The organism is Blastococcus sp. SYSU DS0617 (assembly GCF_054051075.1).
Window position 1 is genome coordinate 39,343 of sequence record NZ_JBJHAO010000015.1, and the last position, 24,231, is coordinate 63,573.

Annotated in this window: 23 protein-coding genes; 7 read left to right on the forward strand and 16 right to left on the reverse strand. The window is 74.9% G+C overall.

Annotated elements, in window-relative coordinates:
• Positions 1 to 50 precede the first annotated feature (50 nt).
• The 3 genes from guaA to guaB are packed head-to-tail and all read right to left on the reverse strand — an operon-like array spanning position 51 to position 4,259.
• On the reverse strand, positions 51 to 1,613 hold the full coding sequence (guaA, locus tag ACI793_RS15680) for a glutamine-hydrolyzing GMP synthase (protein ID WP_456607310.1): 1,563 nt from the start codon (positions 1,611 to 1,613) through the stop codon (positions 51 to 53).
• 2 nt (positions 1,614 to 1,615) lie between these two features.
• A complete protein-coding gene (locus ACI793_RS15685) occupies positions 1,616 to 2,743 on the reverse strand; it encodes a GuaB3 family IMP dehydrogenase-related protein (RefSeq protein ID WP_456607311.1) in 1,128 nt (375 codons plus the stop codon).
• A gap of 1 nt (position 2,744) precedes the next feature.
• Positions 2,745 to 4,259, reverse strand: a complete 1,515-nt coding sequence (gene guaB / locus ACI793_RS15690; protein ID WP_456607312.1) for an IMP dehydrogenase — start codon at positions 4,257 to 4,259, stop codon at positions 2,745 to 2,747.
• Positions 4,260 to 4,394: 135 nt separating this feature from the next.
• On the opposite strand from guaB, the gene ACI793_RS15695 reads away from it, so the two are divergent.
• From ACI793_RS15695 to ACI793_RS15705, 3 genes are all read left to right on the forward strand, one after another.
• Complete coding sequence (locus tag ACI793_RS15695) at positions 4,395 to 4,814, forward strand: DUF5319 family protein (RefSeq protein ID WP_456607313.1); 420 nt, start codon at positions 4,395 to 4,397, stop codon at positions 4,812 to 4,814.
• Between the two features lie 210 nt (positions 4,815 to 5,024).
• On the forward strand, positions 5,025 to 6,371 hold the full coding sequence (locus ACI793_RS15700; RefSeq protein ID WP_456607314.1) for an S-layer homology domain-containing protein: 1,347 nt from the start codon (positions 5,025 to 5,027) through the stop codon (positions 6,369 to 6,371).
• Positions 6,362 to 8,119, forward strand: a complete 1,758-nt coding sequence (locus ACI793_RS15705; protein WP_456607315.1) for an FAD-dependent oxidoreductase — start codon at positions 6,362 to 6,364, stop codon at positions 8,117 to 8,119. Before ACI793_RS15700 ends, ACI793_RS15705 begins: the two co-directional genes overlap by 10 nt.
• Positions 8,120 to 8,191: 72 nt before the next feature.
• Here the strand turns inward: ACI793_RS15705 and ACI793_RS15710 are convergent, their stop codons facing one another.
• On the reverse strand, positions 8,192 to 8,920 hold the full coding sequence (locus ACI793_RS15710; RefSeq protein ID WP_456607316.1) for a response regulator transcription factor: 729 nt from the start codon (positions 8,918 to 8,920) through the stop codon (positions 8,192 to 8,194).
• Between the two features lie 346 nt (positions 8,921 to 9,266).
• Between ACI793_RS15710 and ACI793_RS15715 the strand changes: the two genes are divergently transcribed.
• Positions 9,267 to 9,566 carry a WhiB family transcriptional regulator gene (locus tag ACI793_RS15715; RefSeq protein ID WP_091770065.1) on the forward strand — a complete coding sequence of 100 codons (300 nt, stop codon included), beginning with the start codon at positions 9,267 to 9,269 and terminating at the stop codon, positions 9,564 to 9,566.
• 176 nt (positions 9,567 to 9,742) lie between these two features.
• On the opposite strand, the gene groL is transcribed toward ACI793_RS15715, so the two are convergent.
• Both groL and groES read right to left on the reverse strand, forming a co-directional pair.
• On the reverse strand, positions 9,743 to 11,386 hold the full coding sequence (groL, locus tag ACI793_RS15720; RefSeq protein ID WP_456607317.1) for a chaperonin GroEL: 1,644 nt from the start codon (positions 11,384 to 11,386) through the stop codon (positions 9,743 to 9,745).
• Between the two features lie 134 nt (positions 11,387 to 11,520).
• Positions 11,521 to 11,898 carry a co-chaperone GroES gene (gene groES, locus ACI793_RS15725; protein WP_449495072.1) on the reverse strand — a complete coding sequence of 126 codons (378 nt, stop codon included), beginning with the start codon at positions 11,896 to 11,898 and terminating at the stop codon, positions 11,521 to 11,523.
• A gap of 142 nt (positions 11,899 to 12,040) precedes the next feature.
• Between groES and ACI793_RS15730 the strand changes: the two genes are divergently transcribed.
• Complete coding sequence (locus ACI793_RS15730; RefSeq protein ID WP_456607318.1) at positions 12,041 to 13,276, forward strand: THUMP-like domain-containing protein; 1,236 nt, start codon at positions 12,041 to 12,043, stop codon at positions 13,274 to 13,276.
• A gap of 3 nt (positions 13,277 to 13,279) precedes the next feature.
• Here the strand turns inward: ACI793_RS15730 and tsaD are convergent, their stop codons facing one another.
• From tsaD to ACI793_RS15750, 4 genes are all read right to left on the reverse strand, one after another.
• On the reverse strand, positions 13,280 to 14,314 hold the full coding sequence (gene tsaD, locus ACI793_RS15735) for a tRNA (adenosine(37)-N6)-threonylcarbamoyltransferase complex transferase subunit TsaD (RefSeq protein WP_456607319.1): 1,035 nt from the start codon (positions 14,312 to 14,314) through the stop codon (positions 13,280 to 13,282).
• 67 nt (positions 14,315 to 14,381) lie between these two features.
• On the reverse strand, positions 14,382 to 14,831 hold the full coding sequence (rimI, locus tag ACI793_RS15740) for a ribosomal protein S18-alanine N-acetyltransferase (protein ID WP_456607320.1): 450 nt from the start codon (positions 14,829 to 14,831) through the stop codon (positions 14,382 to 14,384).
• Positions 14,828 to 15,478 carry a tRNA (adenosine(37)-N6)-threonylcarbamoyltransferase complex dimerization subunit type 1 TsaB gene (gene tsaB / locus ACI793_RS15745; protein WP_456607321.1) on the reverse strand — a complete coding sequence of 217 codons (651 nt, stop codon included), beginning with the start codon at positions 15,476 to 15,478 and terminating at the stop codon, positions 14,828 to 14,830. Before tsaB ends, rimI begins: the two co-directional genes overlap by 4 nt.
• Positions 15,479 to 15,530: 52 nt before the next feature.
• On the reverse strand, positions 15,531 to 16,055 hold the full coding sequence (locus ACI793_RS15750) for a GNAT family N-acetyltransferase (protein WP_456607322.1): 525 nt from the start codon (positions 16,053 to 16,055) through the stop codon (positions 15,531 to 15,533).
• Between the two features lie 125 nt (positions 16,056 to 16,180).
• Between ACI793_RS15750 and ACI793_RS15755 the strand changes: the two genes are divergently transcribed.
• Together ACI793_RS15755 and ACI793_RS15760 are read left to right on the forward strand one after the other, a co-directional pair.
• Positions 16,181 to 16,594, forward strand: a complete 414-nt coding sequence (locus tag ACI793_RS15755; protein WP_456607323.1) for a GtrA family protein — start codon at positions 16,181 to 16,183, stop codon at positions 16,592 to 16,594.
• A gap of 158 nt (positions 16,595 to 16,752) precedes the next feature.
• Entirely contained in the window at positions 16,753 to 18,912 is a 2,160-nt protein-coding gene (locus tag ACI793_RS15760; RefSeq protein ID WP_456607324.1) for an acyltransferase family protein, read from the forward strand.
• A gap of 24 nt (positions 18,913 to 18,936) precedes the next feature.
• Here ACI793_RS15760 and tsaE read toward each other — a convergent pair whose 3' ends face one another.
• From tsaE to ACI793_RS15790, 6 genes are read right to left on the reverse strand one after another with little or no spacing between them, the layout of a single operon-like run.
• Complete coding sequence (tsaE, locus tag ACI793_RS15765; protein ID WP_456607325.1) at positions 18,937 to 19,383, reverse strand: tRNA (adenosine(37)-N6)-threonylcarbamoyltransferase complex ATPase subunit type 1 TsaE; 447 nt, start codon at positions 19,381 to 19,383, stop codon at positions 18,937 to 18,939.
• On the reverse strand, positions 19,380 to 19,973 hold the full coding sequence (locus tag ACI793_RS15770) for a uracil-DNA glycosylase (RefSeq protein WP_456607326.1): 594 nt from the start codon (positions 19,971 to 19,973) through the stop codon (positions 19,380 to 19,382). The genes tsaE and ACI793_RS15770 overlap by 4 nt, the downstream gene beginning before the upstream one ends.
• Before the next feature lie 44 nt (positions 19,974 to 20,017).
• Positions 20,018 to 21,181 (reverse strand): alpha/beta fold hydrolase, encoded by a 1,164-nt coding sequence (locus tag ACI793_RS15775; protein ID WP_456607327.1) that lies wholly within the window; start codon positions 21,179 to 21,181, stop codon positions 20,018 to 20,020.
• Positions 21,181 to 22,326 carry an alanine racemase gene (gene alr / locus ACI793_RS15780; protein WP_456607328.1) on the reverse strand — a complete coding sequence of 382 codons (1,146 nt, stop codon included), beginning with the start codon at positions 22,324 to 22,326 and terminating at the stop codon, positions 21,181 to 21,183. Before alr ends, ACI793_RS15775 begins: the two co-directional genes overlap by 1 nt.
• A complete protein-coding gene (locus tag ACI793_RS15785; protein WP_456607329.1) occupies positions 22,323 to 23,807 on the reverse strand; it encodes an NAD(P)H-hydrate dehydratase in 1,485 nt (494 codons plus the stop codon). The genes alr and ACI793_RS15785 overlap by 4 nt, the downstream gene beginning before the upstream one ends.
• On the reverse strand, positions 23,804 to 24,196 hold the full coding sequence (locus ACI793_RS15790; protein ID WP_456607330.1) for a holo-ACP synthase: 393 nt from the start codon (positions 24,194 to 24,196) through the stop codon (positions 23,804 to 23,806). Before ACI793_RS15790 ends, ACI793_RS15785 begins: the two co-directional genes overlap by 4 nt.
• Between the last annotated feature and the right edge of the window lie 35 nt (positions 24,197 to 24,231).

Below are 24,231 nucleotides of genomic sequence, written 5' to 3' on the forward strand. Positions count from 1 at the left end.
GTCCACCCCAGCAGAGGTCCCGGGTGTCGGCCACCGGGACCGTCAGATGGCTACTCCCACTCGATGGTCCCCGGGGGCTTGCTCGTGACGTCGAGGGTGACCCGGTTGACCTCGGCCACCTCGTTGGTGATCCGCGTCGAGATCCTCGCCAGCACGTCGTAGGGCAGCCGCGTCCAGTCCGCCGTCATCGCGTCCTCGCTGGACACCGGGCGCAGCACGATGGGGTGCCCGTAGGTCCGCCCGTCGCCCTGCACCCCGACCGACCGGACGTCGGCCAGCAGCACGACCGGGCACTGCCAGATCTCGCGGTCGAGCTTCGCGGCCGTCAGCTCGGCGCGGACGATCGCGTCGGCCTGGCGCAGGATCTCCAGCCGCTCCCGGGTCACCTCGCCGACGATCCGGATGCCCAGACCCGGGCCCGGGAAGGGCTGGCGCCACACCATGGCCTCGGGCAGGCCCAGCTGCAGCCCGACCTCGCGGACCTCGTCCTTGAACAGCGTCCGAAGCGGCTCGACGAGGCTGAACTGCAGGTCCTCGGGCAGCCCGCCGACGTTGTGGTGGCTCTTGATGTTCGCCGTCCCGCTGCCGCCGCCGGACTCGACGACGTCGGGGTAGAGCGTGCCCTGCACGAGGAAGTCGACCTGCTCGCCGTGCTCCTTGGCGTCGCCGACGACGTCGAGGGCGGCCTGCTCGAAGACCCGGATGAACTCGCGGCCGATGATCTTCCGCTTCTGCTCGGGGTCGGAGACCCCGGCGAGCGCACCGAGGAACTGGTCGCGGGCGTCGACGACCCGCAGGTCCACCCCGGTGACGGCGACGAAGTCGCGCTCGATCTGCTCCGTCTCGCCCTCGCGCATCAGCCCGTGGTCGACGTAGACGCAGGTGAGCCGGTCACCGATGGCCCGCTGCACCAGCGCGGCGGCGACGGCGGAGTCCACGCCACCGGACAGCGCGCACAGCGCGCGCCCCTGGCCGACCTGGGCCCGGATGCGCTCCACCTGCTCGTCGACGACGTTGGCCATCGTCCAGGTGGGCTCCAGCCCGGCGATGTCGAAGAGGAAGTGCTCGAGCACGGTCTGCCCGTGCGCGGTGTGCCGCACCTCGGGGTGGAACTGGACACCGGCGAGCCTGCGGTCGACGTCCTCGAAGGCGGCCACGGGCGCCCCGGTGGAGGTGGCGGTCACGGTGAAGCCGGGAGGTGCGGCGCTGACCGCGTCCCCGTGGCTCATCCAGACGTTCTGCTCCAGCGGCAGGTCACCGAACAGCCGGCCCTCGGTCGTCACGGTCAGCGGGGTGCCGCCGTACTCGCGGTCGCCGGTCCGCGCGACGGTGCCGCCGAGCGAGGCGGCCATGGCCTGGAAGCCGTAGCAGATGCCGAAGGCGGGGACCCCGGACTCGAACAGCGCCGGGTCGACCTGCGGGGCCTCGGGCGCGTAGACGCTCGACGGCCCACCGGAGAGGACGATCGCCGCCGGCTTGCGGGCGATGATCTCCTCGGCCGGCACCTCGGAGGAGACGAGCTCGGAGTAGACGCCGGCCTCCCGGATCCGCCGGGCGATCAGCTGGGCGTACTGGGCACCGAAGTCGACGACCAGGACGGTCGGGAAGTCCACGCTCAGCCGCCGATCACGAGATCGACGCGCTGGAACTCCTTGAGGTCCGAGTAGCCGGTCTTGGCCATCGTGCGGGCCAGGGCGCCGAACAGGTTGGTCCGGCCGTCGGCGGACTCCGCCGGTCCGAGCAGCACCTGCTCCAGCGAGCCGGCCGGCTCGATCGGCGCCGAGGTCACGCCGCGCGGCAGCCGCGGATGCGCCGCCACCGAGTCCCACCAGACGCCACCGCCCGGTGCCTCTGCCGCCCCGCGCAGCGGCTCGCCGAGCTGGACGGCGTCGGCACCGCAGGCCAGGGCCCGGGCGATGGCGCCGCTGGTCTCGATCCGGCCGTTGGCGATGACGTGCACGTACCGCCCGCCGGTCTCGTCCAGGTAGTCCCGGCGGGCAGCGGCGGCGTCGGCGATCGCGCTGGCCAGCGGCACGCGGATGCCCATGATGTCGTCGGTCGTGGAGTAGCTGTCGGCACCGACGCCGACGATGACCCCGGCCGCGCCGGTGCGCATCAGGTGCAGGGCGGTCGTGTAGTTCGCCGCGCCACCGACGATCACCGGGACGTCGAGGTCGGCGATGAACTCCTTGAGGTTCAGCGCGTCGCCCTGGGTGGTCACGTGCTCGGCGGAGACGATCGTGCCCTGGATGACCAGCAGGTCGACGCCGGCGCCGAGGGCAGCGGGCGCGAGCCACTCGGTGTGCTGCGGCGAGACGCGGACCGCCGTGGTGACCCCGGCGTCGCGCATCTCCCGGATGCGCTCCCCGATCAGCTCGGGCTTGACCGACTCTCCGTAGACCTCCTGCAGCAGGGACACCGGGGGCGCCTGGCTGCCGGCGGCCTCGCGCAGCTTCCGGTAGACCGGCAGCGGGTCCTCGTACCGGGCCCACAGCCCCTCGGCGTTGAGCACGCCCAGGCCGCCGGCCTGCCCGACGGCGATCGCGGTCGCCGGGCTGACCACGGCGTCGGACGGGCTGGTCACCAGCGGCATCCCGAACCGGAAGGCGTCGATCTGCCAGGCGGTGGAGACGTCGTCGACGTCACGGGTGCGCCGGGACGGGACGATCGAGACCTCGTCGAGGTCGTAGCCGCGGCGGGCGAAGCGGTTGAGCCCGATCTCGACGGTGTCGCGTGCGCTCATGTCAGCGGCCCCGGTAGTTCGGTGCTTCGACGGTCATCTGGATGTCATGGGGGTGGCTCTCCACCAGACCCGCCGACGTGATGCGGGTCAGCTGCCCGCGCTCCTTGAGGTCGTCGATGGTGGCGGCACCCGCGTAGCCCATGGAGGCCTGCAGGCCTCCGACGAGCTGGTGGGCGACGCCGGCCAGGGCGCCGCGGTAGGGCACCTGGCCCTCGATGCCCTCGGGGACGAGCTTGTCGTCGGAGAGGACGTCGTCGGCGAAGTACCGGTCGCGGCTGAAGGACTGGTTGCCGCGCTTCTGCATCGCCCCCAGGGAGCCCATGCCGCGGTAGGTCTTGTACTGCTTGCCGTTCATGAAGACGAGCTCGCCCGGCGCCTCCTCGACGCCGGCGAACAGCCCACCGATCATCACGGTGTCCGCGCCGGCGACCAGGGCCTTGGCGATGTCGCCGGAGTACTGCAGGCCGCCGTCGGCGATGACCGGCACGCCCGCCGGCCCGGCCGCGAGCCAGGCCTCGTAGACGGCGCTGACCTGCGGGACGCCGACGCCGGCGACCACGCGGGTGGTGCAGATCGAGCCGGGTCCGACCCCCACCTTGACCGCGTCGGCACCGGCGTCGATCAGCGCCTGGGCGCCGGCGCGGGTGGCGATGTTGCCGCCGACGACCTCGACGCCGTCGTCGCCGCCGAAGTCCTTCTTGACCCGGGCGACCATCTCCAGCACGGCGCGCTGGTGACCGTGGGCGGTGTCGACGACGAGCACGTCCACGCCCGCGTCGACCAGCAGGCCGGCGCGCTTGTAGGCGTCCTCGCCCACGCCGAGGGCCGCACCGACGACCAGTCGGCCGTTGGCGTCCTTGGTCGACAGGGGGAACTGGTCGCGCTTGACGAAGTCCTTGACCGTGATCAGCCCGCGCAGCCGGCCGGCGTCGTCGACCAGCGGCAGCTTCTCGACCTTGTGCTTGGACAGCAGGCGCAGGGAGGTGTCGGCGTCCACCCCGACCGGCGCGGTGATCAGCGGCATCGGCGTCATGACGTCGCGGACCAGGCGGTTGTAGTCGGTCTCGAACCGCATGTCGCGGTTGGTGACGATGCCGACCAGCACGCCGTCGGCGTCGACGACCGGTGCGCCGCTGATCCGGTAGCGCGCCGACAGCGCGTCGACCTCGGCGAGGGTGTTGTCGGGCGAGCAGGTGACGGGGTTGGTCACCATGCCGGCCTCGGACCGCTTCACGAGGTCGGCCTGGCCGGCCTGGTCCTCCGCGGAGAGGTTGCGGTGCAGCACGCCCATGCCGCCGACCCGGGCCATGGCGATCGCCATCCGGGACTCGGTGACGGTGTCCATGGCACTGGACAGCAGCGGGACGGCGAGCCGGATGCGACGGGTCACCCGGCTGCTGGTGTCCACCTCCGCCGGGACGACGTCCGAGGCGCCGGGCACCAGCAGCACGTCGTCGTAGGTCAGACCGAGCGGGGCGAACTTCGCCGGCAGCTCGGGCACGAATTCGGGCTGCATGTGGGCCGCCACCCCTCCACTTTCGGGTTCGGACTCCGGCCGGCACCCCGACCGGGCGCAGGAAGTCCACGTCGATCGTAGGCGGCACCACCGGGTGGGGGGTGCGCCGCCCGCCGGGCCGTTACCGTGGACCCCGTGTCTGCGTTCGACGACGGCTCCGGCCCCGACTTCGGGGCCCCGGACCCGGACTTCGGTCCGGGCGACCAGGGCCCGCCGCCGCTGACCCTCGAGGAGCGCGCCGGCATCCTCGACGACCTCGCCGAGCTCGAGGTGTTCCGCACGCTGCTGGAGCCGACGGGCGTGAAGGGCATCGTGGTCGACTGCCCCGACTGCGACGAGGAGCACCACGTCGACTGGGCGCTGATGTCCGCCAATCTGCGCCAGCTCCTGGACGAGGGGCAGACGGGCCGGCACGAGCCGCCCTTCGACCCCGACCCGGACGACTACGTCAGCTGGGACTACGCCAGCGGCTACGCCGACGGGGTGGCCGCGGCCGCCGATCGCGACGAGCCCACCGGCCGCCACGGCACCGGCCGGCACGCGCGCGAGGACTGACCGGCCGGTCACCCCTCCTCGCCGTGCGCCCTCCGGGGCACGTGGGAGCGGTGTGACGGAGGCGTTCGCGCCCCGGCCGAGGAGCCGGGACGACGGCGTTCCGGATGCTAGGAACGGGGCCGGCCCGCACCGGCGGGCCGCGTCCTGCCGGGCGCCGGGCGCAGCGCGTCCGGATCCCGCGGGTCGCTCCACCGGAGAACGGGGCCCCGCGTGGGACTGCGCCGCAGAGCCGCCACGACCGTCGTGCTGGTGGTCGCCGTGGCGGCCGCCGTGCTGGCGACCGCACCCGGCGCGGCGGCGGCTCCCCGGTTCACCGACGTGCCGGCCGGCGCCTCCTACGCCGCGGACGTCCAGTGGCTGGTCGACCGGGGCATCACCCAGGGCACCGCACCCGGGAGGTTCTCCCCCACCGCCCCGGTGACGCGGCAGCAGATGGCGGTGTTCCTCTACAAGGCTGCCCACGGCGGGGCCAGGCCCCCCGCGTGCACCGCCGCGCCGTACCGCGACGTGCCGAAGAGCTCGCCGTACTGCGGCTCGATCGCCTGGCTGAAGAGCGCGGGCATCACCGCCGGCGGGACCACGTTCTCCCCGCGGTCGCCGGTGACCCGCCAGTCCATGGCCGTCTTCGTGCACAAGCTCGGCGCCGGCCGGACGGCGGCACCCGCGTGCACCGGGAAGCCTGCACCGGACGTCGTCGCCGCCTCTCCCTACTGCGGGTCGATCGCCGCGCTGGCGCGCGACGGGATCGCCCCGGTCTACACCGACGGCACCTTCCGGCCCGCCAAGCCCGCCACCCGGGGGGCGACGGCGACCTTCCTGCACCGCTGGTACGACGTGCAGCACCGCGGCGCCGACGTCTCCTTCCCGCAGTGCGGCACGGCGCTGCCCACCGGTCAGGACTTCGGCATCGTCGGAGTCAACGGGGGCAAGCCGACGACCGAGAACCCGTGCCTGGCCACCCAGCTCGCCTGGGCCGCCGGGTCCTCCGGTGGCACGAGCCAGCCGCGGCAGCAGGTCTACGTGAACACGGCCAACCCCGGGGCGGTCAGGCACCTCACCACGTACTGGCCGACGTCCGGGACCACCCAGCGCGGCCACGGGTGCGACGGCACGAACTCGACGGCCTGCGCCTACCAGTACGGCTGGAACCGGGCCGCCGAGGACGTGGCCTGGGTCCGGGCGGTGACCCCGCCGGAGGCACTGGTCTGGTGGCTGGACGCGGAGATCGACGAGTCGGGCAGGACGGGCAACACCTGGGACCGCACGGCGGGTGGCACGGTACGCAACACCGCCGTGCTGGAGGGCATGACCGACTACTTCGACTCCGTGGGCATCACCCGGGTCGGCATCTACTCGACCCCCCGGCAGTGGAAGGTCATCACCGGCACGACGGTGCCGGCCGGCAGCCCGCTGCGGGGTCTGCCCAACTGGCTGGCCGGCCCCTCGTCGGTGACGCAGGCCCAGCGGCTGTGCTCCTCGGCACCGCTGACACCCGGCGGTCGGGTGGTCCTCACCCAGTGGACCGACGGCTTCGATTGGAACCACGCATGCAGCTGAACCCCGCCACCCCCGGGCCGACGAGGTCCCGTCCGCCACTCCCCGCCCCTGCGTCGCAGCGCACGGGGGCCAGGGCCCTGCTGCGCGGGGCGGCCGCCGTCGTCACCGTCCTCCTGGTGCTGATCCCCGGTGTCGCCGTCGCCGCCAAGGGCGTGCGCATCGACCGCGACGTGGTCGTCTACGGCGGCACGCCCGCCGGGGTGGCGGCCGCGGCGGCCGCCGCCGACGCCGGGGCGAAGGTGACGCTGCTGGCCGAAGGCCCCACGGTCGGCGGGATGATGTCGAACGGCATCAGCGCCTCGGACATCGGCTCGCCGGGCGCCGTGCAGGGCATCGCGAAGGAGTTCTTCGCGCAGGTCCGGAAGCACTACGGCGACCCGAAGACCTGGCGGTTCGAGCCGCACGTCGCCGAGCGGATCTTCCGCGACATGCTGGCCCGCCGGGGAGTGGCGGTGCGCGTGAGAGCGCCCGTGTACCGGGCCGTGGTCAAGAACCGGAAGATCGCCTGCCTGGTGCTGGCGGGCAACCGCTCCTACTGCGCCGAGAACTTCGTCGACGCCAGCTACACCGGGGACCTGCTGGCCAAGGCCGGCGTCCCGGCCCGCCTCGGTCTCGCCGACCTCCTGGACCACGGGGAGACGCTCCCGCTCGCGCGCGACTGGGAACGGGTGATCCCCGCGCCGGCCGACCGGGCGGACGCCACCGCGGCGTACCTGCAGAACCCCTTCATCCGGATCGAGCCGTCGACGCTGCCGCCCTACCGGGACGTCTACGCGCAGGGTGGGACGTCGCTGGCGTACCGGCTGTGCGTCACGCCGGACGCCGCGCGGGCGGTGCCGTTCCGGCCGGCCGCGAACTACGCCCAGCTGCTGCCCTCCTTCCGGCTTATGGCGGGGAGCCTGAACCCGACCGTCCGGACCGAGAGCAACGGGACGCTGAACAGCGACATCTTCCAGCTCGCCCGCCTGCCCAACGGGAAGTACGACCTGAACGCCGGCTGGAAGGCCTTCACCAACATCCCCGCGCCGGCCGGGTACTTCACCAGCCGGGCCAGCCGGACGTACTACAACAAGGTGCTCCGGGGCTACGTCGAGTCCTTCTTCCACTTCGTCGGCACCGACCCCTCCGTGCCGGAGGGGTTGCGCACCGAGTTCGCCCGTTTCGGACTGTGCGCGGACGAGTTCGTCGACAACGGGAACTGGCCGCGCGAGCCGTACGTGCGCGAGGCGCTCCGGATCCACGGCCGATACACGATGACCGAGCGGGACCTCTTCACGGCCCGGACCAAGTCCAGCGCCATCGCACTGGCGTCCTACAACGTCGACATCAAGATGAGCCACTGGGTGAGCGTGGACGGGACGCTGTACCGGGACCGCTCGGTGCACTCCACCGCCCCGGTGTACGAGATCCCCTACAACGCCATGGTGCCGAGGGTCGGGAGCGTGCTCAACGTGCTCGCCCCGGTCGCCGTGTCGTCGTCCCCGACGGCGTACGGCTCGCTGCGCATGGAGCCCCAGTACATGGCGATCGGGCAGGCGGCCGGGATCGCCGCGGCGCTGGGCGCCCGCACGAACCGGACGACCGCGACGCTGCCGGTGGCCTGGGTGCAGAAGGAGCTCCGGGCGAAGCGGGTGCTGCACAAGGCAGCCGACGTCTGCAGGGCAACCGCGAGCGTCCACCGCGCGGGGGGCGGCTACACCCCCGATTGCCGCCAGGTCCTGCCGGTCGCGCCACGGGTGCTGGCCTGAGCAGGAACGCAGCTCGCCCGGGGCCCGCAGCAGCGGGCACCCGGGCGAGGTCGTGCGAGGGCGGTCGGGCGGTCAGCTCATGACGCCCCGGCGGAAGCCGATGGCGACGGCCTCCGCGCGGTCCTTGGCACCGAGCTTGCGGAACAGCCGCCGGGCGTGGGTCTTGATGGTGTCCTCGGACAGGTAGAGCTCGCGGCCGATCTGGGCGTTGCTCTTCCCCTGGCTCATGCCGGTGAGCACCTGCATCTCGCGCATCGACAGGGCGGCGACGGGTGTGGCCTCCCGGACCGTCGAGCGCACCGTGGTCGGGGCCGAGCCGGCCAGCGGGGTGGCCCCGCTCCAGGACGAGGCGCCGGCCATCTGCGGGCCGGAGAGCTGCTGCGGGATGCGGGCGCCCTCGGGGCGCAGGCCGACCCGCGACAGGCCCAGGCCCATCTCGATCGGGCTGGCGTCCCAGCGCAGGTAGCCGCGGGCACCGAAGGCCACGGCCGCCCGGACGCTCTCGGCGTCGTCGGGCGCACCGAGCACCAGCACCGGCAGGCCGGGGTGGGCGCGCAGCGCCTGGGTGGCGGCGGTGAGACCGGTGTCGACCGCGCGCTGGGTGCCGACGATGAGGACGTCGGGCACGCGCGTCTCCAGCCGCGACATCAGGGATCCGGGGTCACCCACGACCTCGACCCGGCCGACGAAGGACAGCGCGACCAGGCGCGAGGCGACGTCGTCCCGGACCCGCCGGCGCTCGTCGTACACCCACACGGTCGCACCGGGACCACCGGTCGCGCGCATCCTGTCCTCGATCACGCCTGCTCCTCGCTCAGCCCGGCGGTCGGTGCCGGGTCCGTACCGGCCGGGGCTGACCCCGGCCGGGTTGCCGCTCGGGCGGGGGCCCCACCTGGCAGCCCCGCACCCTCGCGCTCGTCGCACGCGGATCCGGGTCTCTCCCCCTCCCGGATCCGGTACGGCGCGAACTCACCTTGATCGAGTCCGAAGGCGGGCAACAGCGGCCCTCACCCTCGGGGGTGAGCGCCACGGACGGGTGGCAGCGGCGAAAAGTTGCGATCACGACGTGTTTGACCATGCAGGGCCTCGGGCACCGCCGCCTTTGAAGGCCGGACGTCCTCCGGCTCGTTCGAAGCCTGGAGGCGACATGGCCGACATCCGCAGACTCCCGACGCCCGTGGCCGAGGTCTGGGACTGGCAGCTCCACGGTTCCTGCCGTGGCGAGAACACGTCACTCTTCTTCCACCCCGACGGCGAGCGCGGGCCCGCACGGGCGCGGCGTCAGGCCGCGGCCAAGGCGGTCTGCGGGCGGTGCCCGGTCGTCGACGCCTGCCTGAAGCACGCGCTCTCGGTGCGCGAGCCCTACGGCGTCTGGGGTGGGATGAGCGAGGAGGAGCGGGCCCGGCTGATCGCCGCCGAGCCGGCCGCCGTCGCTGCCGGGGTCTGACCGGACCCCGCGAGACGTCGAGAGGGCCCGGTCCAGAATTCCTGGACCGGGCCCTCTCGTGTGCCCGGCGCGAGGTGCGCCGTCGGGCGTCACCCTCACCGGAGCGCGTCCTCCCTCACGGTGTGCGGTGAGGGAGGACGCGCCGGGATCAGGTCACCTGATCCCGGCGGCGACGCTCAGTGGCTGTGGCCGTGGCCGCCGTGCGAGTGGCCGTGGGTGTGGTGCCCGCCGGCGTGCTCGTCCTCCTCCTCCGGGGCCTCGACGACCGCGGAGTCGGTGGTCAGGATCATCGCCGCGATGGAGACGGCGTTCTCCAGCGCGGCCTTGGTGACCTTGACCGGGTCGATGACGCCCTGGGCGGCGAGGTCGCCGTACTCCCCAGTCGCGGCGTTGAAGCCCTGACCCTTGCCGGCCTCGCGGGTCTTGCTGACCACGACGCGACCCTCGAAGCCCGCGTTCTCGGCGATCTGCACCGCGGGGGCGTCCAGGGCGGTGCGGACGGCGCGGGCGCCGGTCAGCTCGTCACCCTGCAGGTCGAGGGCGTCGACCGCCTCGGCCGCGTGCACCAGGGCCGAGCCACCGCCGGGGATGACCCCCTCCTCGACCGCCGCGCGGGTGGCCGCGATGGCGTCCTCGATGCGGTGCTTGCGCTCCTTGAGCTCGACCTCGGTGGCCGCGCCGACGCGGATGACGCCGATGCCACCGGCGAGCTTCGCGAGGCGCTCCTGGAGCTTCTCGCGGTCCCAGTCGGAATCGGTGTTCTCGATGTCGCGGCGGATCTGCGCGACCCGGTCGGCGATGGTGTCGGACGTGCCGCCGCCGTCGACGATCGTGGTGGTGTCCTTGGTGACGGTCACCCGGCGCGCGGTGCCGAGCACCTCGAGGCCGACCGACTCCAGCGAGAGGCCGACGTCCTCGCTGACGACCTGACCGCCGGTGACGATGGCGAGGTCGGTCATGAACGCCGTGCGGCGGTCGCCGAAGTAGGGCGACTTCACCGCGACGACCTTGATGGTCTTGCGGATGGAGTTCACGACGAGGGTGGACAGCGCCTCGCCCTCGACGTCCTCGGCCACGATGAGCAGCGGCCGGGCGCCGGAACCCAGGACCTTCTCCAGCAGCGGGAGCAGGGTGGCCAGGGCGCCGATCTTGCCGCTGACCAGCAGCACGAGGGCGTCGTCCAGGACGGCCTCCATGGCCTCCTGGTCGGTGACGAAGTACGGCGAGAGGTAGCCCTTGTCGAACTGCACGCCCTCGGTGACGTCGAGGTCGGTCTCGAGGGTGTTGCTCTCCTCGACGGTGATGACGCCGTCCTTGCCGACCCGCTCCATGGCCTCGCCGATGAGCTCGCCGACGGTGGCGTCCTGGGCGGAGATGGTGGCGACGCCGGAGATGGCGGCGCGGTCCTCGACCGGGATGGCGGCGGCGTCCAGCGCGGCGTGCACCGCGTCGAGCGCGGCGCGCATGCCGCGGCCCAGCGCCATCGGGTTGGCCCCGGCGGCGACGTTGCGCATGCCCTCGTGGACCAGGGCCTGCGCCAGCACGGTGGCGGTGGTGGTGCCGTCACCGGCGACGTCGTTGGTCTTGGTGGCGACGTTCTTCGCCAGCTGGGCGCCGAGGTTCTCGTAGGGGTCCTCGAGCTCGATCTCGCGGGCGATCGTCACACCGTCGTTGGTGATGGTGGGCGCGCCGAACTTCTTGTCGATCACGACGTTGCGGCCGCGCGGGCCGATGGTCACCCGGACGGCGTCGGCGAGCTTGTCGACACCGCTCTCGAGCGCGCGGCGGGCGTCCTCGTTGAACTTGATGATCTTGGCCATGAAAGGACCTCTCGATCAGTGGAGCAGGGGGTGGGCTGGGCGGGTGAGGCCCAACAGAGACCGCCCCGGGACCCGGTGTTCGGGTCGCCGGGGCGGTCGGGTGAGCGCGAGAGCTCAGTGCTGCTGAGGAGAGGTCACTTCTCCACGACGGCGAGCAGGTCGCGGGCGGAGAGCACGAGGTACTCCTCGCCGGCGTACTTGACCTCGGTGCCGCCGTACTTGGAGTAGATGACCACGTCGCCCACGTTCACGTCGAGCGGGACGCGGTTGCCGTTGTCGTCGATGCGGCCGGGGCCCACGGCGACGACGGTGCCCTCCTGGGGCTTCTCCTTGGCGGTGTCCGGGATGACCAGACCGGAGGCGGTGGTGGTCTCGGCCTCGTTGGCCTGGACCACCACACGGTCCTCCAGCGGCTTGATGCTGACCTTGGTAGCGGTCGTCACGTCGGTGACGCCCCCTTCGGGATAGGACGGCAGATGGAGGTACTGCTGGTGGTGCTGATGCTGTGGCACGGGGTCCGGGCACCCGCCGTCGCGGGGGTCGGGCGCCAGCCCGTGTCGGTTGGCACTCTACCTACGAGAGTGCCAGCCACTCAACCCGGTCCCCGCAGTGGGTGACGGCGGGACGCGAACCCCCGTAGGCCAGGCTGTCCCGGTGGACCCGGACACCGACGCGCAGGCCGCCGAGACGGTGCGCCAGCTGCGCGCGCTGGCCACGCCGGAGGGCGCCGCGGCCCTGACGCGGGCAGGAGCGCTCCTCGACGCCGGCGCCGATCCGGTCGCCGGGCTGACCCGGCTGCGCGCCGAGGTCGGCACGGACCTGGCCGGACCCGCGTGGGGCATCGCCCGCCAGCGGCTGAAGGCCCGGCCGGCGTTCGGCCCCGACGCCGAGCGGCTGCTCTTCACCGCCGACACCCTCGAGCAGGCCGGTCGCCCGGAGCTCGCCGCCCGTCGCGCGGGCCGGCTGCTGGCCGGGGGTGCCGACTCCGTCGCCGACCTCGGGTGCGCGGCCGGCACGGACACGATCGCCCTGGCCCGGGCCGGCGCCCGCGTGCTGGCCGTCGACGTCGACCCGGTCGCCCGCGAGCTGACCGCCGCCAACGTCGAGGCGCTCGGTCTGGCCGACGACGTCTGGGTGGTCGCCGGCGACGCCGTGGAGCTGGTCGCGGCGGCCCGCGGCGGCGAGGTGGCCGGGTGCGGAGCCGCCGTACTCGACCCCGCCCGGCGGGCCGGCGGCCGGCGGCTGCTGGACCCCGACCGCTGGTCGCCCCCGTGGTCGACCGTCGCGCTGCTCCTGGAGAAGGTGCCGACGTCGGTGGTGAAGGTCGCGCCCGGCCTGGACCACGACCGGGTGCCGGCCGGCGTGGAGGCGGAGTGGGTCTCGGTCGGCGGCTCGATCGTCGAGGCCCTGCTCTGGGGTCCGGCGGTCTCGGCGACCTGGCGGCGGGCGGCGCTGGTGCGCGACGGCGTCGTGCACGAGCTGACCGCGGACGCCGACCCCGGGCTCGCGGAGCCCGGCCCGGTGCGCGGGTGGCTGCACGAGCCGGACCCGGCGGTCATCCGCTCAGGCCTGGTCGCGCTGGTGGCCGCCGACCTCGGGGCCACGCTCGTCGACCCGACGATCGCCTACCTGTCCTCCGACGGCCCCACGGACTCCCCGTGGGTCAGCTCCTACCGGGTCGACGAGGTGCTGCCCTTCAACCTCAAGAAGCTCAGGGCGCTGCTGCGCACGCGCGGGGTCGGCCGGGTGGTGGTCAAGAAGCGCGGCTCCCCCGTCGAGCCGGAGTCGCTCGCGCGGCAGCTGCGCACCGACGCCCGCGGGACGGCGACCGTCGTCGTCACCCGGGTCGCCGGGGCACCCACCGTGCTCGTCTGCGACGTCACCACCTGAGCGCTAGCGGCTGACGACGTCGATCGGCAGGGCGCTGTCGGCGCCCAGGTCCGGAGCCGACGGCGCGACGCCCGCCGCGACCAGGCGGGAGCCGAGCGCGGCCACCATCGCGCCGTTGTCGGTGCACAGCTTCGGGCTGGGCACCCGCAGCACGATGCCGGCCGCGGCGCACCGCTCCTCCGCGAGAGCCCGCAGCCGCGAGTTGGCCGCCACTCCCCCGCCCAGCACCAGCTGGTCCACGCCGTGGTCGCGGCAGGCGCGCACCGCCTTGGCGGTGAGCACGTCGGCGACCGCCTCCTGGAAGGACGCCGCGACGTCGGCCAGTGGCACCGGCTCCCCGGCCCGCTGCCGCGCCTCGACCCAGCGGGCGACGGCGGTCTTCAGGCCGGAGAACGAGAAGTCGTAGGGCGCGTCCCGCTGGCCGGTGAGCCCGCGCGGGAACGCGATCGCCGACGGGTCGCCGTCGCGGGCCGCCTTGTCGATCGGCGGACCGCCGGGGAAGGGCAGGCCGAGGACGCGGGCGACCTTGTCGAACGCCTCCCCCGCGGCGTCGTCGATGGTCCGCCCGAGCGGCTGGACGTCCTGGGCGAGGTCGGGGACGAGCAGCAGGGAGCTGTGCCCGCCGGAGACCAGCATCGCGATCGACGGCTCGGCCAGCGGGCCGTGCTGCAGCTCGTCGACGGCGACGTGGGCGGCGAGGTGGTTGACGCCGTACAGCGGCTTGTCCAGCGCCAGCGCGTAGGCCTTGGCCGCCGCGACGCCGACCAGCAGCGCGCCGGTCAGCCCGGGCCCGCTGGTGACCGCCACGGCGTCGATGTCGGAGGCGCGGATGCCGGCGTCGGCCAGGGCGCGGTGGACCGTGGGCACCATCGCCTCCAGGTGGGCGCGCGAGGCGATCTCCGGCACCACACCCCCGAAGCGCTCGTGCTCGGCCATGGAGGTGGCCAGGGCGTCGGCCAGCAGGGTGTGCCCGCGCACGATGCCGACGCCGGTCTCGTCGCACGAGGTCTCGAACCCGAGCACCAGGGGCTCGCTCATGGCGTGGTCCCTGCGCTCGTCGCTCCCGCGGGGCGCTCCGCTCCTCGCTCGTTCCTCGCTGCGATGCTCACGCCCTTGCCCGCTCCCTCTTCATTACGACGGCGTCGGTGCCGCTGGGCTGGTAGTAGCCGCGCCGGCGGCCGATCTCGGTGAAGCCGCGGCGCCGGTAGAGCTCCTGGGCGTGCTCGTTGTCCGCCCGCACCTCCAGCAGCACGACCGGGCTGCGGCGGTCGGCCTCGGCCAGCAGCGCGTCCAGCAGCTGCGCGCCGACGCCCTCGCCCTGCCGGGCTCCGGTCACGCCGATCGTCGCCACGTGCGCCTCGTCGTCGTAGGCGATCAGGCCGGCGTAGCCGATGACGGCCCCGTCGTCGTCGGCCACGAGGTAGTGGCGGGTGTCGGTCCGGGCCAGCTCCTCGCGGTACATGGCCGCCGTCCACGTGTCGGGCGCGAAGAGCTCCTCCTCGAGCTCCATGACCGCGGGCAGGTCGGCCAGGCGCATCGACCGCAGCGCGGTCACTGCGTGACCGCCTTGATCGCGGTCGGCGGCACGGCGTCGGGCCGGCGCAGGTACAGCGGCACCAGCGGCGCGGGCGGGGCCGAGCCGTCGAGCAGAGCCGGATCGGCGAGCTGGGGCGCCGCCGCGCGCAGCAGCCCCGTCGTCGTCACCCCGGCGGGGTCGACGGGCGCGCCGAGCCGCTCGGCGAACGCCGGGTCCCCGGCGAACGGGCCGGACCGGCCCAGCTCCTCCGGACGCACCACCCCGGGGCCCTCGACGCGGGAACCCGCCGCGTCGTAGGCGGCCCAGTAGACCTCCTTGCGCCGCGCGTCGGTGACCACCGTGCGCGCTCCGGAGCCGACGGCGTCCAGCGAGCAGACCCCCACCACGGGCAGCCCGCGGGCGTCGGCCAGCGCCGCGGCGGTCACGATCCCGACCCGCAGCCCGGTGAACGGCCCGGGCCCGAGTCCGGTGACCACCGCGTCGAGATCGGCGAGCGTCACCCCGGCGTCATCCAGCGCCACCCGGATCGCGGGGGTGAGCAGCTCGGCGTGCTTCGTGCCCGAGGGCACCGCGCGCTCGGCGAGCACCTCGGTGGCCTCCGGCGACCACCGGGCCACGCCGGCGACCAGGGTCGGGGTGGCGGTGTCGAGCGCGAGGACGAGCACGAGAGCCCAGGGTAGTGCGCACGGGCAGCCGGCCCTGCCGGGCGGCGCCGGGTCAGCCGGCCGCGCGCTCGTGCACGATCTCCGGCCCGTCCTGCTCGTCGACCTGCTCCCCCACCACCACGAAGCCGAGCGACCGGACCAGCTGCAGCGAGGGTTCGTTGGCCGGGCCGACCGAGGCCCGCACGACCCGGACGCCGGGCTCGCGGGCGGCCCGGTCCAGCAACGAGCGCACCGCGGCCCGCGCATATCCCCGCCGGCGGTGCTCCGGGTCGATCGAGTAGCCGATCTCGACCATGCCCCGGTCGTCCGGCGGGCCGTGGAAGCCGGCCCGTCCGACGGCGAGCCGGCGCTCCGGATCCCACACGACCGCGGTGATCCATGCCGCGCTCGGCGGATCCGTGCGGACCTGCTCGGCCCGCATCGTCCACACCCAGTGGCACTCGGGCCCGGCGAGGTATCCGCTCAACGGCACGGGCGCCCTCGCCTCGGCCGCGGCCCGGTCGCCGTCGGCGAGCGCCTGGAGCACGTCCGGCGGCAGACGGACCAGCTCCACCCGGACACCGTGTCGGTCGCTCACGACGCGGACGGTACCGACGCACCTGCCGCGGATCGCCTGGCCGCTCGGGGGAGAATGCCCGCAACCCGGCGACGAGCCGGAGCCGGGACGGGAGTTCCGGTACGGCTCCTCGGGAGGACGTGGTCGTGGTCCAGGACGACGCGGCGGCACCGGTCCGCCCGGGGCTGGTGGGCCAGCTGGTCCGCTTCGCGATCGTCGGTGGCTTCTCGGCGATCGTCGACCTGTCGGTGTACTTCCTCGGCCTGCACCTCGGGCTGCCCACGCACGCCGCGCGTGCGCTGAGCTTCGTCGCCGGCACCACCACCGCGTACGCCCTCAACCGGCGCTGGGCCTTCCAGGTCACCGGCGGCGCGCGGCGGGCGGGGAGCTTCGCGCTGCTCTACGGGACGACGTTCTTCCTGATCCTGGGGGTGAACGCGCTCGCGCTGCTGGTGCTGCCGGAGTCGTCGTGGCGCATCACGCTGGCCTGGGCGATCTCCCAGGGCCTCGGCACGGCGTGGAACTTCGTGATGCTGCGGCTGGTCGTCTTCCGCCACTGAGCCACTGAGACGACGCACCACGCTCGGTGCCCCTATGGTCACTCGGGGTCGCATAGGGTGCGGGGTGGAACGGACCCGTCCTCCCCGCGCGAATGAGAGCCACCGATGCCGGACGCCGTCAGCGGCGCGCGACACCGCCACGTCTCTCCTGACCGCCGGTGAGCGTCCTCGCCCCCGAGCGACCGCGCCCACCGGCCCCGGTCACCGCCCCGGCCACCGCCCGGATCCCCGTCCGCCGGGCAGCCGGCACGACGAGCCACTTCCGCCCCGACATCCAGGGCCTGCGGGCGCTGGCCGTCGCCCTGGTCGTCCTGAACCACGTCACCGGCCGGCCCGCGGGCGGCTACGTCGGCGTCGACGTCTTCTTCGTCATCTCCGGGTTCCTCATCACCGGCCTGCTCCTCCGCGAGCGGGAACGGTCGGGCCGGATTTCCTTCCGCGACTTCTACCGCCGCCGGGCCCGCCGCATCCTGCCCGCCGCGGTCGTGGTCCTCGCCGTGACCAGCGTCGTCGCGCAGACGCTCTTCCTCGGCCAGCGGGCACAGCAGATCGTCGTCGACAGCCTGTGGTCGCTCGGCTTCGCCGCCAACGTCCACTTCGCGCAGCGGGGCACCGACTACTTCGCCGCCGGCACCCCGCACTCCCCCGTGCAGCACTTCTGGTCGCTCGCGGTCGAGGAGCAGTTCTACCTGGGCTGGCCGGTGCTCGTCCTGGCCGTGTCCGCGCTCGTGGCCGGCCGGCACCGGCGGGTCGCGCTGGGCTGCGCGACGGTCGCCGTGTGCGCCGCGTCGTTCGCCTGGTCGGTGCACGCCACCGCCGACTCCCCGGCGACCGCCTACTTCTCCACCTTCACCCGCACCTGGGAACTGGGCGTCGGCGCCCTCGTCGCGGTGTCGGCCGCGTCCCTGCAGCGGCTGCCGGCGGTCGTGCGCGCCGGAGCGGCGTGGGCCGGCCTGGCCGCGATCCTCGTCGCGGCGTTCACCTACTCCGCGGAGACGGACTTCCCCGGGTCCGCCGCCGCGCTCCCCGTCCTGGGTGCGGCCGCGCTCGTGGCGTTCGGCAACGCCTCCGGCGGCCCCGGCAGCACGTGGCTGCTGACCGGCTCCGTCGCGCGGTTCCTCGGCGACATCTCCTACTCGCTGTACCTGTGGCACTGGCCCGTCGTCGTGCTCCTGGGCGTGGTGGTGGGCCCGGGCACGTGGACCTTCTACGGGTCCGCCGTCGCGCTCTCGGTGCTGCTGGCCACCGTCTCCTACGTCGTGGTGGAGAAGCCGCTGCTCACCCCCGTCCGGTCGCCGCGCACCGGACCGGCCCGCAGGGTGCCACGCCGCGCGGTCGCCCTCCGCCGGGTGCGGAGCGCCGCCGGGCTGACCGTGCTCGCCGGCCTGACCGGCTGGGCGTGCATCGCGCTGCTGCCCGACCACCGGTCCCAGCCGGTACCCGCGGTCACCGCGGCCCCGGCCGCGGCCGCACTGGACGCCGCGGACGCCGGAGCCACCGACGCAGCGCTGCGGGAGGAGATCCGGGCCTCGCTCGACACCGCCGAGTGGGGGCCGCTGGTCCCGGCACTCGGCGACCTGCCGCTGGCGAAGGCCCCGGAGTGGCAGGTCGACGAGTGCCTCGACATCGACCAGCACAACGTGGGCCGCTGCGTGTACGGCGACCCGCTCGCGCCACAGCGGGCCGTGCTGCTCGGTGACTCGATCGCGGCGAGCTGGGTGCCGGGACTGCGGCAGGCGCTGTCGGCCGAGGAGTGGTCGATCCAGATGCTGACCTGGCACGAGTGCCCCAACATCACCGCGACCGTCCGCGGCTACTCCGAGCCGGTGCTGCGCTCGTGCGACACGCACCGCGAGTGGGCGCTGGACCGCATCGCCGCCGACCCGCCGGACGTCGTGATCATGAGCAACCACTACGTCGCGACGCTGGTGGACACCCGGGCGGACGTGCCGGCCGCCTGGCGGTCGGGCGGCGAGGAGGTCATGGGGCGGGTGCAGGCGACGGGCGCGCGGGTGGTGGTGCTGGCCTCGCCCCCGACCTCGGTCGCGCTGGACGACTGCGCCACCGCCTTCAATTCGCCGTCCGACTGCGTCGCTCCGCTGACGGCCTCCTACGAATCCACCTCCGGCATCGAGCGCGACGCCGCGGCGGCGGTGGGCGCCACCTGGGTCGCCACGGAGGACTGGTTCTGCGTCGACGGCCGGTGCCCGGCCGTCGTCGGCACCACCCCGGTGTACGTCGACGAGATGCACCTGACCGCCGAGTACTCCCGGAAGCTGGCACCGCAGCTGCGGCGGGCGGTGCTCGGCCAGGCGTGACCAGGGGCCGGGACCGCCACGGCGTCAGCCGATCCGCTGCTCCCAGCCGGGGCCGTGCGGCACGAGCAGGGCGGTGCGGACGTCGTCGTCGCGCCGGTCCAGCCGCACCTCGAGGTGCTCGTCGGTCAGCTGCTCGACCAGGCCCTGCCCCCACTCGACGACGGTGACCGAGTCGGCGACGGTGACGTCGAGGTCCAGGTCGTCGACGTCGGCGGCGCCGCCCAGCCGGTAGGCGTCGACGTGCACCAGCGGCAGGCGCCCGCCGGTGTGCACGCGGGCGATGACGAACGTGGGCGAGGTGACCGGCTCGGCCACACCCAGCCCGCGTCCGAGGCCCCGGGTCAGCGCGGTCTTCCCCGCTCCGAGGGGCCCGACCAGGATCACCAGGTCCCCGGGGACGACGATCCCGGCGAGCGCCGCGCCCAGCGCCTCGGTGTCCTCGACGGTCGGGAGCAGGTGCTCGGCCTTCACTCAGGACCTCCCAGCGACTCGGCGACGGCGGTGAGGTCGGCCAGCAGACCGGCCCGGGGTGCGCCCTTCGGCCCGAAGCGGAGCGCCGCCGACGGGTGGTAGGTCGCCCAGACCGACCGTCCGCCGACCTCGTGCGGGCGACCGCGCACCGCGGCCAGCACCGTGCGCGGGCCGAGGAACCACTTCGCCGACGAGAGGCCCAGGGCGACGACGACGGGCGCGTCGAGGAGCTCGAGCTGGCGGCGCAGCCAGCCGCTGCAGCGGGCCACTTCCGGGGCCTTCGGCGTGCGGTTCCCCGGCGGGCGGCACTTGACGATGTTGAGGACGGCCGCCTCGGCGCGGTCCAGACCGGCCTCGCCCAGCAGGTGGTCGAGCAGCTGGCCGGACTTCCCGACGAACGGCCGGCCGGTCTCGTCCTCGGTGGCGCCCGGCGCCTCGCCGACCAGCACCAGCCGCGGCCGGCCGGACGCCGGCACGTCCCCGACGACGACGTGCTGCCGGGTGGCGGCGAGCTCGGGGCAGGCGACGCAGTCGCTGGCCACGGTGGCGAGCGTGCCCCAGTCGGGGGACGCGGCCGCGGTGCGCGCCACGTCCTCGGCGGCCGCGTCGGGCGCCGGCGATCGGGGGGCCATCGTCAGCGGCCCCCGGGCTGCGCGGCGGCGACCCGGCGCAGCAGCCCGGTGAGCGCCTCGTCCACCACGTCCGGTTTCTCCAGCAGGACCATGTGCCCGGCGCCGGGGACGACCACGAACTCCGATTCCGGCAGCCGCTCGATGATCAGCTCGCTGTGCTCCTGGGGGATCATCCGGTCGGCGTCGCCGGTGAGGACCAGCGTCGGGACGCGGCGCAGCGGCTCCAGGGCGCCCGTCCCGTCCAGCCCGGCCAGCGCGGGGTAGAACTCCGCGATCACGTCGACCGGCGTCCCGGCGATCATCGCGTCGAGGTAGTGGACGAGCGCGGGGTCGACGTCGGGCGAGGCGAAGGACAGCGAGCGGGTGACGACCGAGATCAGATCGGCGGCCGCCCGCCGCGTGCCTTCCGCGATGGCCGGCCGGCGGCGCATCGTCCACGCCGCGATCGGCAGCACCGTCGCCCGCACCCGCGTGAGGAACTTCGGCAGCCCGAAGGTCAGGTCGGCCAGGTTCCCGCTGGAGGTGGACAGCAGCGCCGCCCCGACGATCCGGGTGCCGAACAGCTCGGGGCGCAGCGCGGCCAGCCCCATGACGGTCATGCCGCCCATGGAGTGGCCGACCAGGACCACCGGGCCCCGGGGCACCCGCGCGTCGAGCACGACCGCCAGGTCGCTGGCCAGCTGCTCGATGGTCGAGTGCTCGCTCGGCCCCCGCCCGGACGCACCGTGCCCGCGCTGGTCGTAGAAGACCAGCCGGGCGGTGGGCCGGTGGCCGTTCGCCGTGGCCAGCTGGGCGGCGAGGGTGCGGCGCTGGAAGGCCCAGGAGCCCATCGACAGCGTGTAGCCGTGGACGAAGACGACGGTCAGCGGCGCATCGGGCGGACCGACCTCCTCCACGTTGAGCAGGACGCCGTCGGCCGCGCGCACCAGCGCCGTGCGGTCCGCGCGCCGGGCGTCCGGACCCAGCGGGTCACTGGCCCGCAGCTCCGCCTCCGGCACGGCCGCGAGGTCGGCCGGTCGTGGCGCCTCGACGCTCAGCCGGCGCCGGGCGATCCGGGTGAGCGCGACGCCTGCGGCGGTCCCGGCCGCGGCCAGGCCGACGACGGCGCCGACCACCCCGACGGTGTGCGCGGCGGGATGGGCGTGCTGCTGGCGTGCGCGCGCCATCAGATCGAACCGGCCGAGCCGACGTAGCGGCGGGTGAAGCGCCCACCGACCCGGGTGACCAGCTCGTAGTGGATGGTGTCGCCCGCGTCGGCCCACTGCTGCGCCGTCGGCTCCCCGTCGTCCCCCGGGCCCCAGAGCACGACGTCGTCGCCCGGGGCGATCCCGTCGTCGCCGACGTCGAGCACGAACTGGTCCATGCACACCCGGCCGGCGATCGTCCGCTGCGCGCCCGCGGCGAGGACCGGAGCCCGGTTGCCCACCGCCCGCGGGATGCCGTCGGCGTAGCCGACCGGCACGAGGGCCAGCGTCGTCTCCCGCTCCGTGGCGTAGGTGTGCCCGTAGGAGACGCCGGCACCGGCCGGTACCCGCTTGGTGTGGGCGACCTGCGCCCGCACCGTCATCGCCGGGCGCAGGCCGTGCTGCCGCGGGTCCCCACCCATGGGGTCCAGCCCGTACAGGGCGATGCCGGGCCGCACCAGGTCGAACCACGTCCCGGGCAGCGCGATGGTCGCGGCCGAGTTGGCCAGGTGCCGCCGGGCGTCGGTCAGACCCGCGTCCCGGGCCACCGCCACCGCCTGCTCGAACACCCGCACCTGGGCGCCGATCGTGGGGTGCGTGGGCGCGTCGGCATACGCGAGGTGGCTCCACAGCCCGACGACGGCGACGTCCCCGTCGGCCTGCGCGCGGGCCGCGGCGGCGACCAGGCCGGGCCAGTCGTCGGGGGTGGCGCCCTCGCGGGAGAGCCCGGTGTCGACGGCCAGGTGCACGCGGGCGGGCCGGCCCGCGGCACGGGCGGCGGCGAGCACCTCCTCGAGTCCCCAGCCGGCGCTGACGGAGAGCTCGACGTCGGCGGCCAGCGCGGCCGCGACGTCCGTGCCCGGCCCGTTCAGCCAGGCGAGGACCGGCGCGGTCACCCCGGCGGCGCGCAGGGCGAGCGCCTCGGCCACGACAGCGACCCCGAGGCAGTCCGCGCCGCCGGCGAGGACGGCGCGGGCCGCGGGCACCAGGCCGTGGCCGTACCCGTCGGCCTTGACCACGGCCATGAGCGGGCGGCCGACCCGCTCGCGCAGCACGGCGGTGTTCGCGGCGATCGCGTCGAGGTCGACGACCACCTCGGCGCGGCCGGCTCCCGGAGTCGTGGTCACGTCGGCGAGTCTCCCAGGAGGGCCGGCGGGACCCCGCGCACCTGGCCGACGGCCTCCGGCAGCCGCCGCACGAGATCGCCGGCGATCAGCGGCCCGCGCCACGCGGCGAGCCGGCCGGCCCGGCCGTGCACGTGGGCGGCGACGGCGGCCGCCTCGGCGGTGTCCAGGCCGGTGGTGCCCTGGGTCGCGAGGACGGCTCCGGCGATGCCGCTGAGGACGTCGCCGGTGCCCGCGGTCGCCAGGTCCGCGGTGCCGGTGCCGTTCACGAACGTCGTCCCGCCGGGGTCCGCGACGACGGTGGCGTCGCCCTTGAGCAGGACCACGGCCCCGAGGTCCGCGGCCAGCCGGCGGGCCGCCCCGATCCGGTCGGTGCCCACGGGGGTGCCGAAGCGCTCGAACTCGCGGTCGTGCGGGGTCAGCACCGTCGGCGCGCTCCGCCGCCGCACCAGGTCGGGCTCGCGCGCCAGCAGCGTGAGGGCGTCGGCGTCGACCAGCACCGGCAGGTCGGTGGCCAGGACCTCCGCGAGCGCCGCGCGCGCGGCGTCGTCGGTACCGCCGCCGGGCCCGACCACCCAGGCCTGCACGCGTCCGGCGTCGCCGGGCCCGCCCTCGGTGACCAGCGCCTCGGGCCACGCCGCGCGGACGCCCTCGGCCGCTCCCCCGGCGTAGCGGACCAGGCCGGGACGGGTGCGCAGCGCGGCGCCGGTGCACAGCACCGCGGCCCCCGGGTAGGTGGCAGACCCGGCGAGGACGCCGACGACGCCCTGGGAGTACTTGTCGTCCCCCGCGGACGGCGGCTCGAGGCGGGCCGCGACGTCGGCGTCGGTGAGCTGCCAGGCCGTCGCGGCGGGCAGGTGGGGGCCCAGCCCGATGTCGACGAGGTGGACCTGCCCGGCGTGGCCCCGCCCCTCACCCACGACCAGCCCGCGCTTCACCGCGCCGAAGGTGACCGTGTGCAGCGCGGGGAAGGCGACCCCGTCCACCTCTCCGGTGGAGGCGTCGATGCCGCTGGGGACGTCGACGGCGACGGTGATGCCCGCGCCGTCCGCGGCTGCCCAAGCGAGCTCGACCGCGTTCCGCCGCAGCCCGCCGCGGCCGCCGATGCCCAGCATCCCGTCCAGCACCAGGTCGGCGCGCGCGATCGGCTGCTGCGCCGCCGGGTCCGCGGCGGCCAGCACCCGCCCACCGGCCCGCCGCAGGGCGGACAGGCCCGCGGGGTGCGCGCGCTCGGGGTCCAGGAGGACGGCGGTGACGCGGGCTCCCCGGCCGGCCAGGCGGGCGCCGGCCAGGAGCGCGTCGCCACCGTTGTTGCCGCTGCCGACGAGCAGGGCGACCCGCCGTCCGTAGACCGCGCCGAGCAGGCGTCCGCACACCGAGGCCAGGCCCGCGGCCGCGCGCTCCATCAGTGCGCCCTCGGCGGTGGCGGCCAGCAGCGGCGCCTCGGCCGCTCGGACCTCCTCGGCGGTGTACAGGCCGATCATCGGGCGTCCCCGAGCACGGCGAGACCCTCGGCCACCACCACGGCCGAGGCGATCCCGCCGTCGTGGCTGAGCGAGACGTGCCAGGTGGTCACCCCGAGCTGGGCGGCCCGGCCGGCGACGCTCCCGCGCACCTCCAGGCGCGGCCGTCCGTGGTCGCCGACGGTGACCTCGGCGTCGTGCCACCGCAGGTCCCCCGGCGCGCCCAGCGCCTTGGCCAGGGCCTCCTTGGCGGCGAAGCGGGCGGCCAGCGACTCGCTGCTCCGCGGCGCCCCGGAGGGCGTGTGCTGCTCGGCCGCGGTGAAGAGCCGGTCGCGCAGCGCGGGTGTGCGCACGAGCGACGCGGCGAAGCGCTCGACCGGCACGACGTCGATCCCGACCCCGATGATCACGTGGCCAGTCTGCCGCGCCGAGATCCGCCCCGCGC

What these genes read in the sequence shown, in the direction of transcription:
- tsaD (WP_456607319.1), bottom strand. Translation starts at nt 14,314, where the DNA reads ATGAGCGAGCCCCTGGTGCTCGGGTTCGAGACCTCGTGCGACGAGACC.
- ACI793_RS15775 (WP_456607327.1), bottom strand. Translation starts at nt 21,181, where the DNA reads ATGGCGCGCGCACGCCAGCAGCACGCCCATCCCGCCGCGCACACCGTC.
- groL (WP_456607317.1), bottom strand. Translation starts at nt 11,386, where the DNA reads ATGGCCAAGATCATCAAGTTCAACGAGGACGCCCGCCGCGCGCTCGAG.
- ACI793_RS15685 (WP_456607311.1), bottom strand. Translation starts at nt 2,743, where the DNA reads ATGAGCGCACGCGACACCGTCGAGATCGGGCTCAACCGCTTCGCCCGC.
- guaB (WP_456607312.1), bottom strand. Translation starts at nt 4,259, where the DNA reads ATGCAGCCCGAATTCGTGCCCGAGCTGCCGGCGAAGTTCGCCCCGCTC.
- ACI793_RS15715 (WP_091770065.1), top strand. Translation starts at nt 9,267, where the DNA reads ATGGCCGACATCCGCAGACTCCCGACGCCCGTGGCCGAGGTCTGGGAC.
- ACI793_RS15785 (WP_456607329.1), bottom strand. Translation starts at nt 23,807, where the DNA reads ATGATCGGCCTGTACACCGCCGAGGAGGTCCGAGCGGCCGAGGCGCCG.
- ACI793_RS15705 (WP_456607315.1), top strand. Translation starts at nt 6,362, where the DNA reads ATGCAGCTGAACCCCGCCACCCCCGGGCCGACGAGGTCCCGTCCGCCA.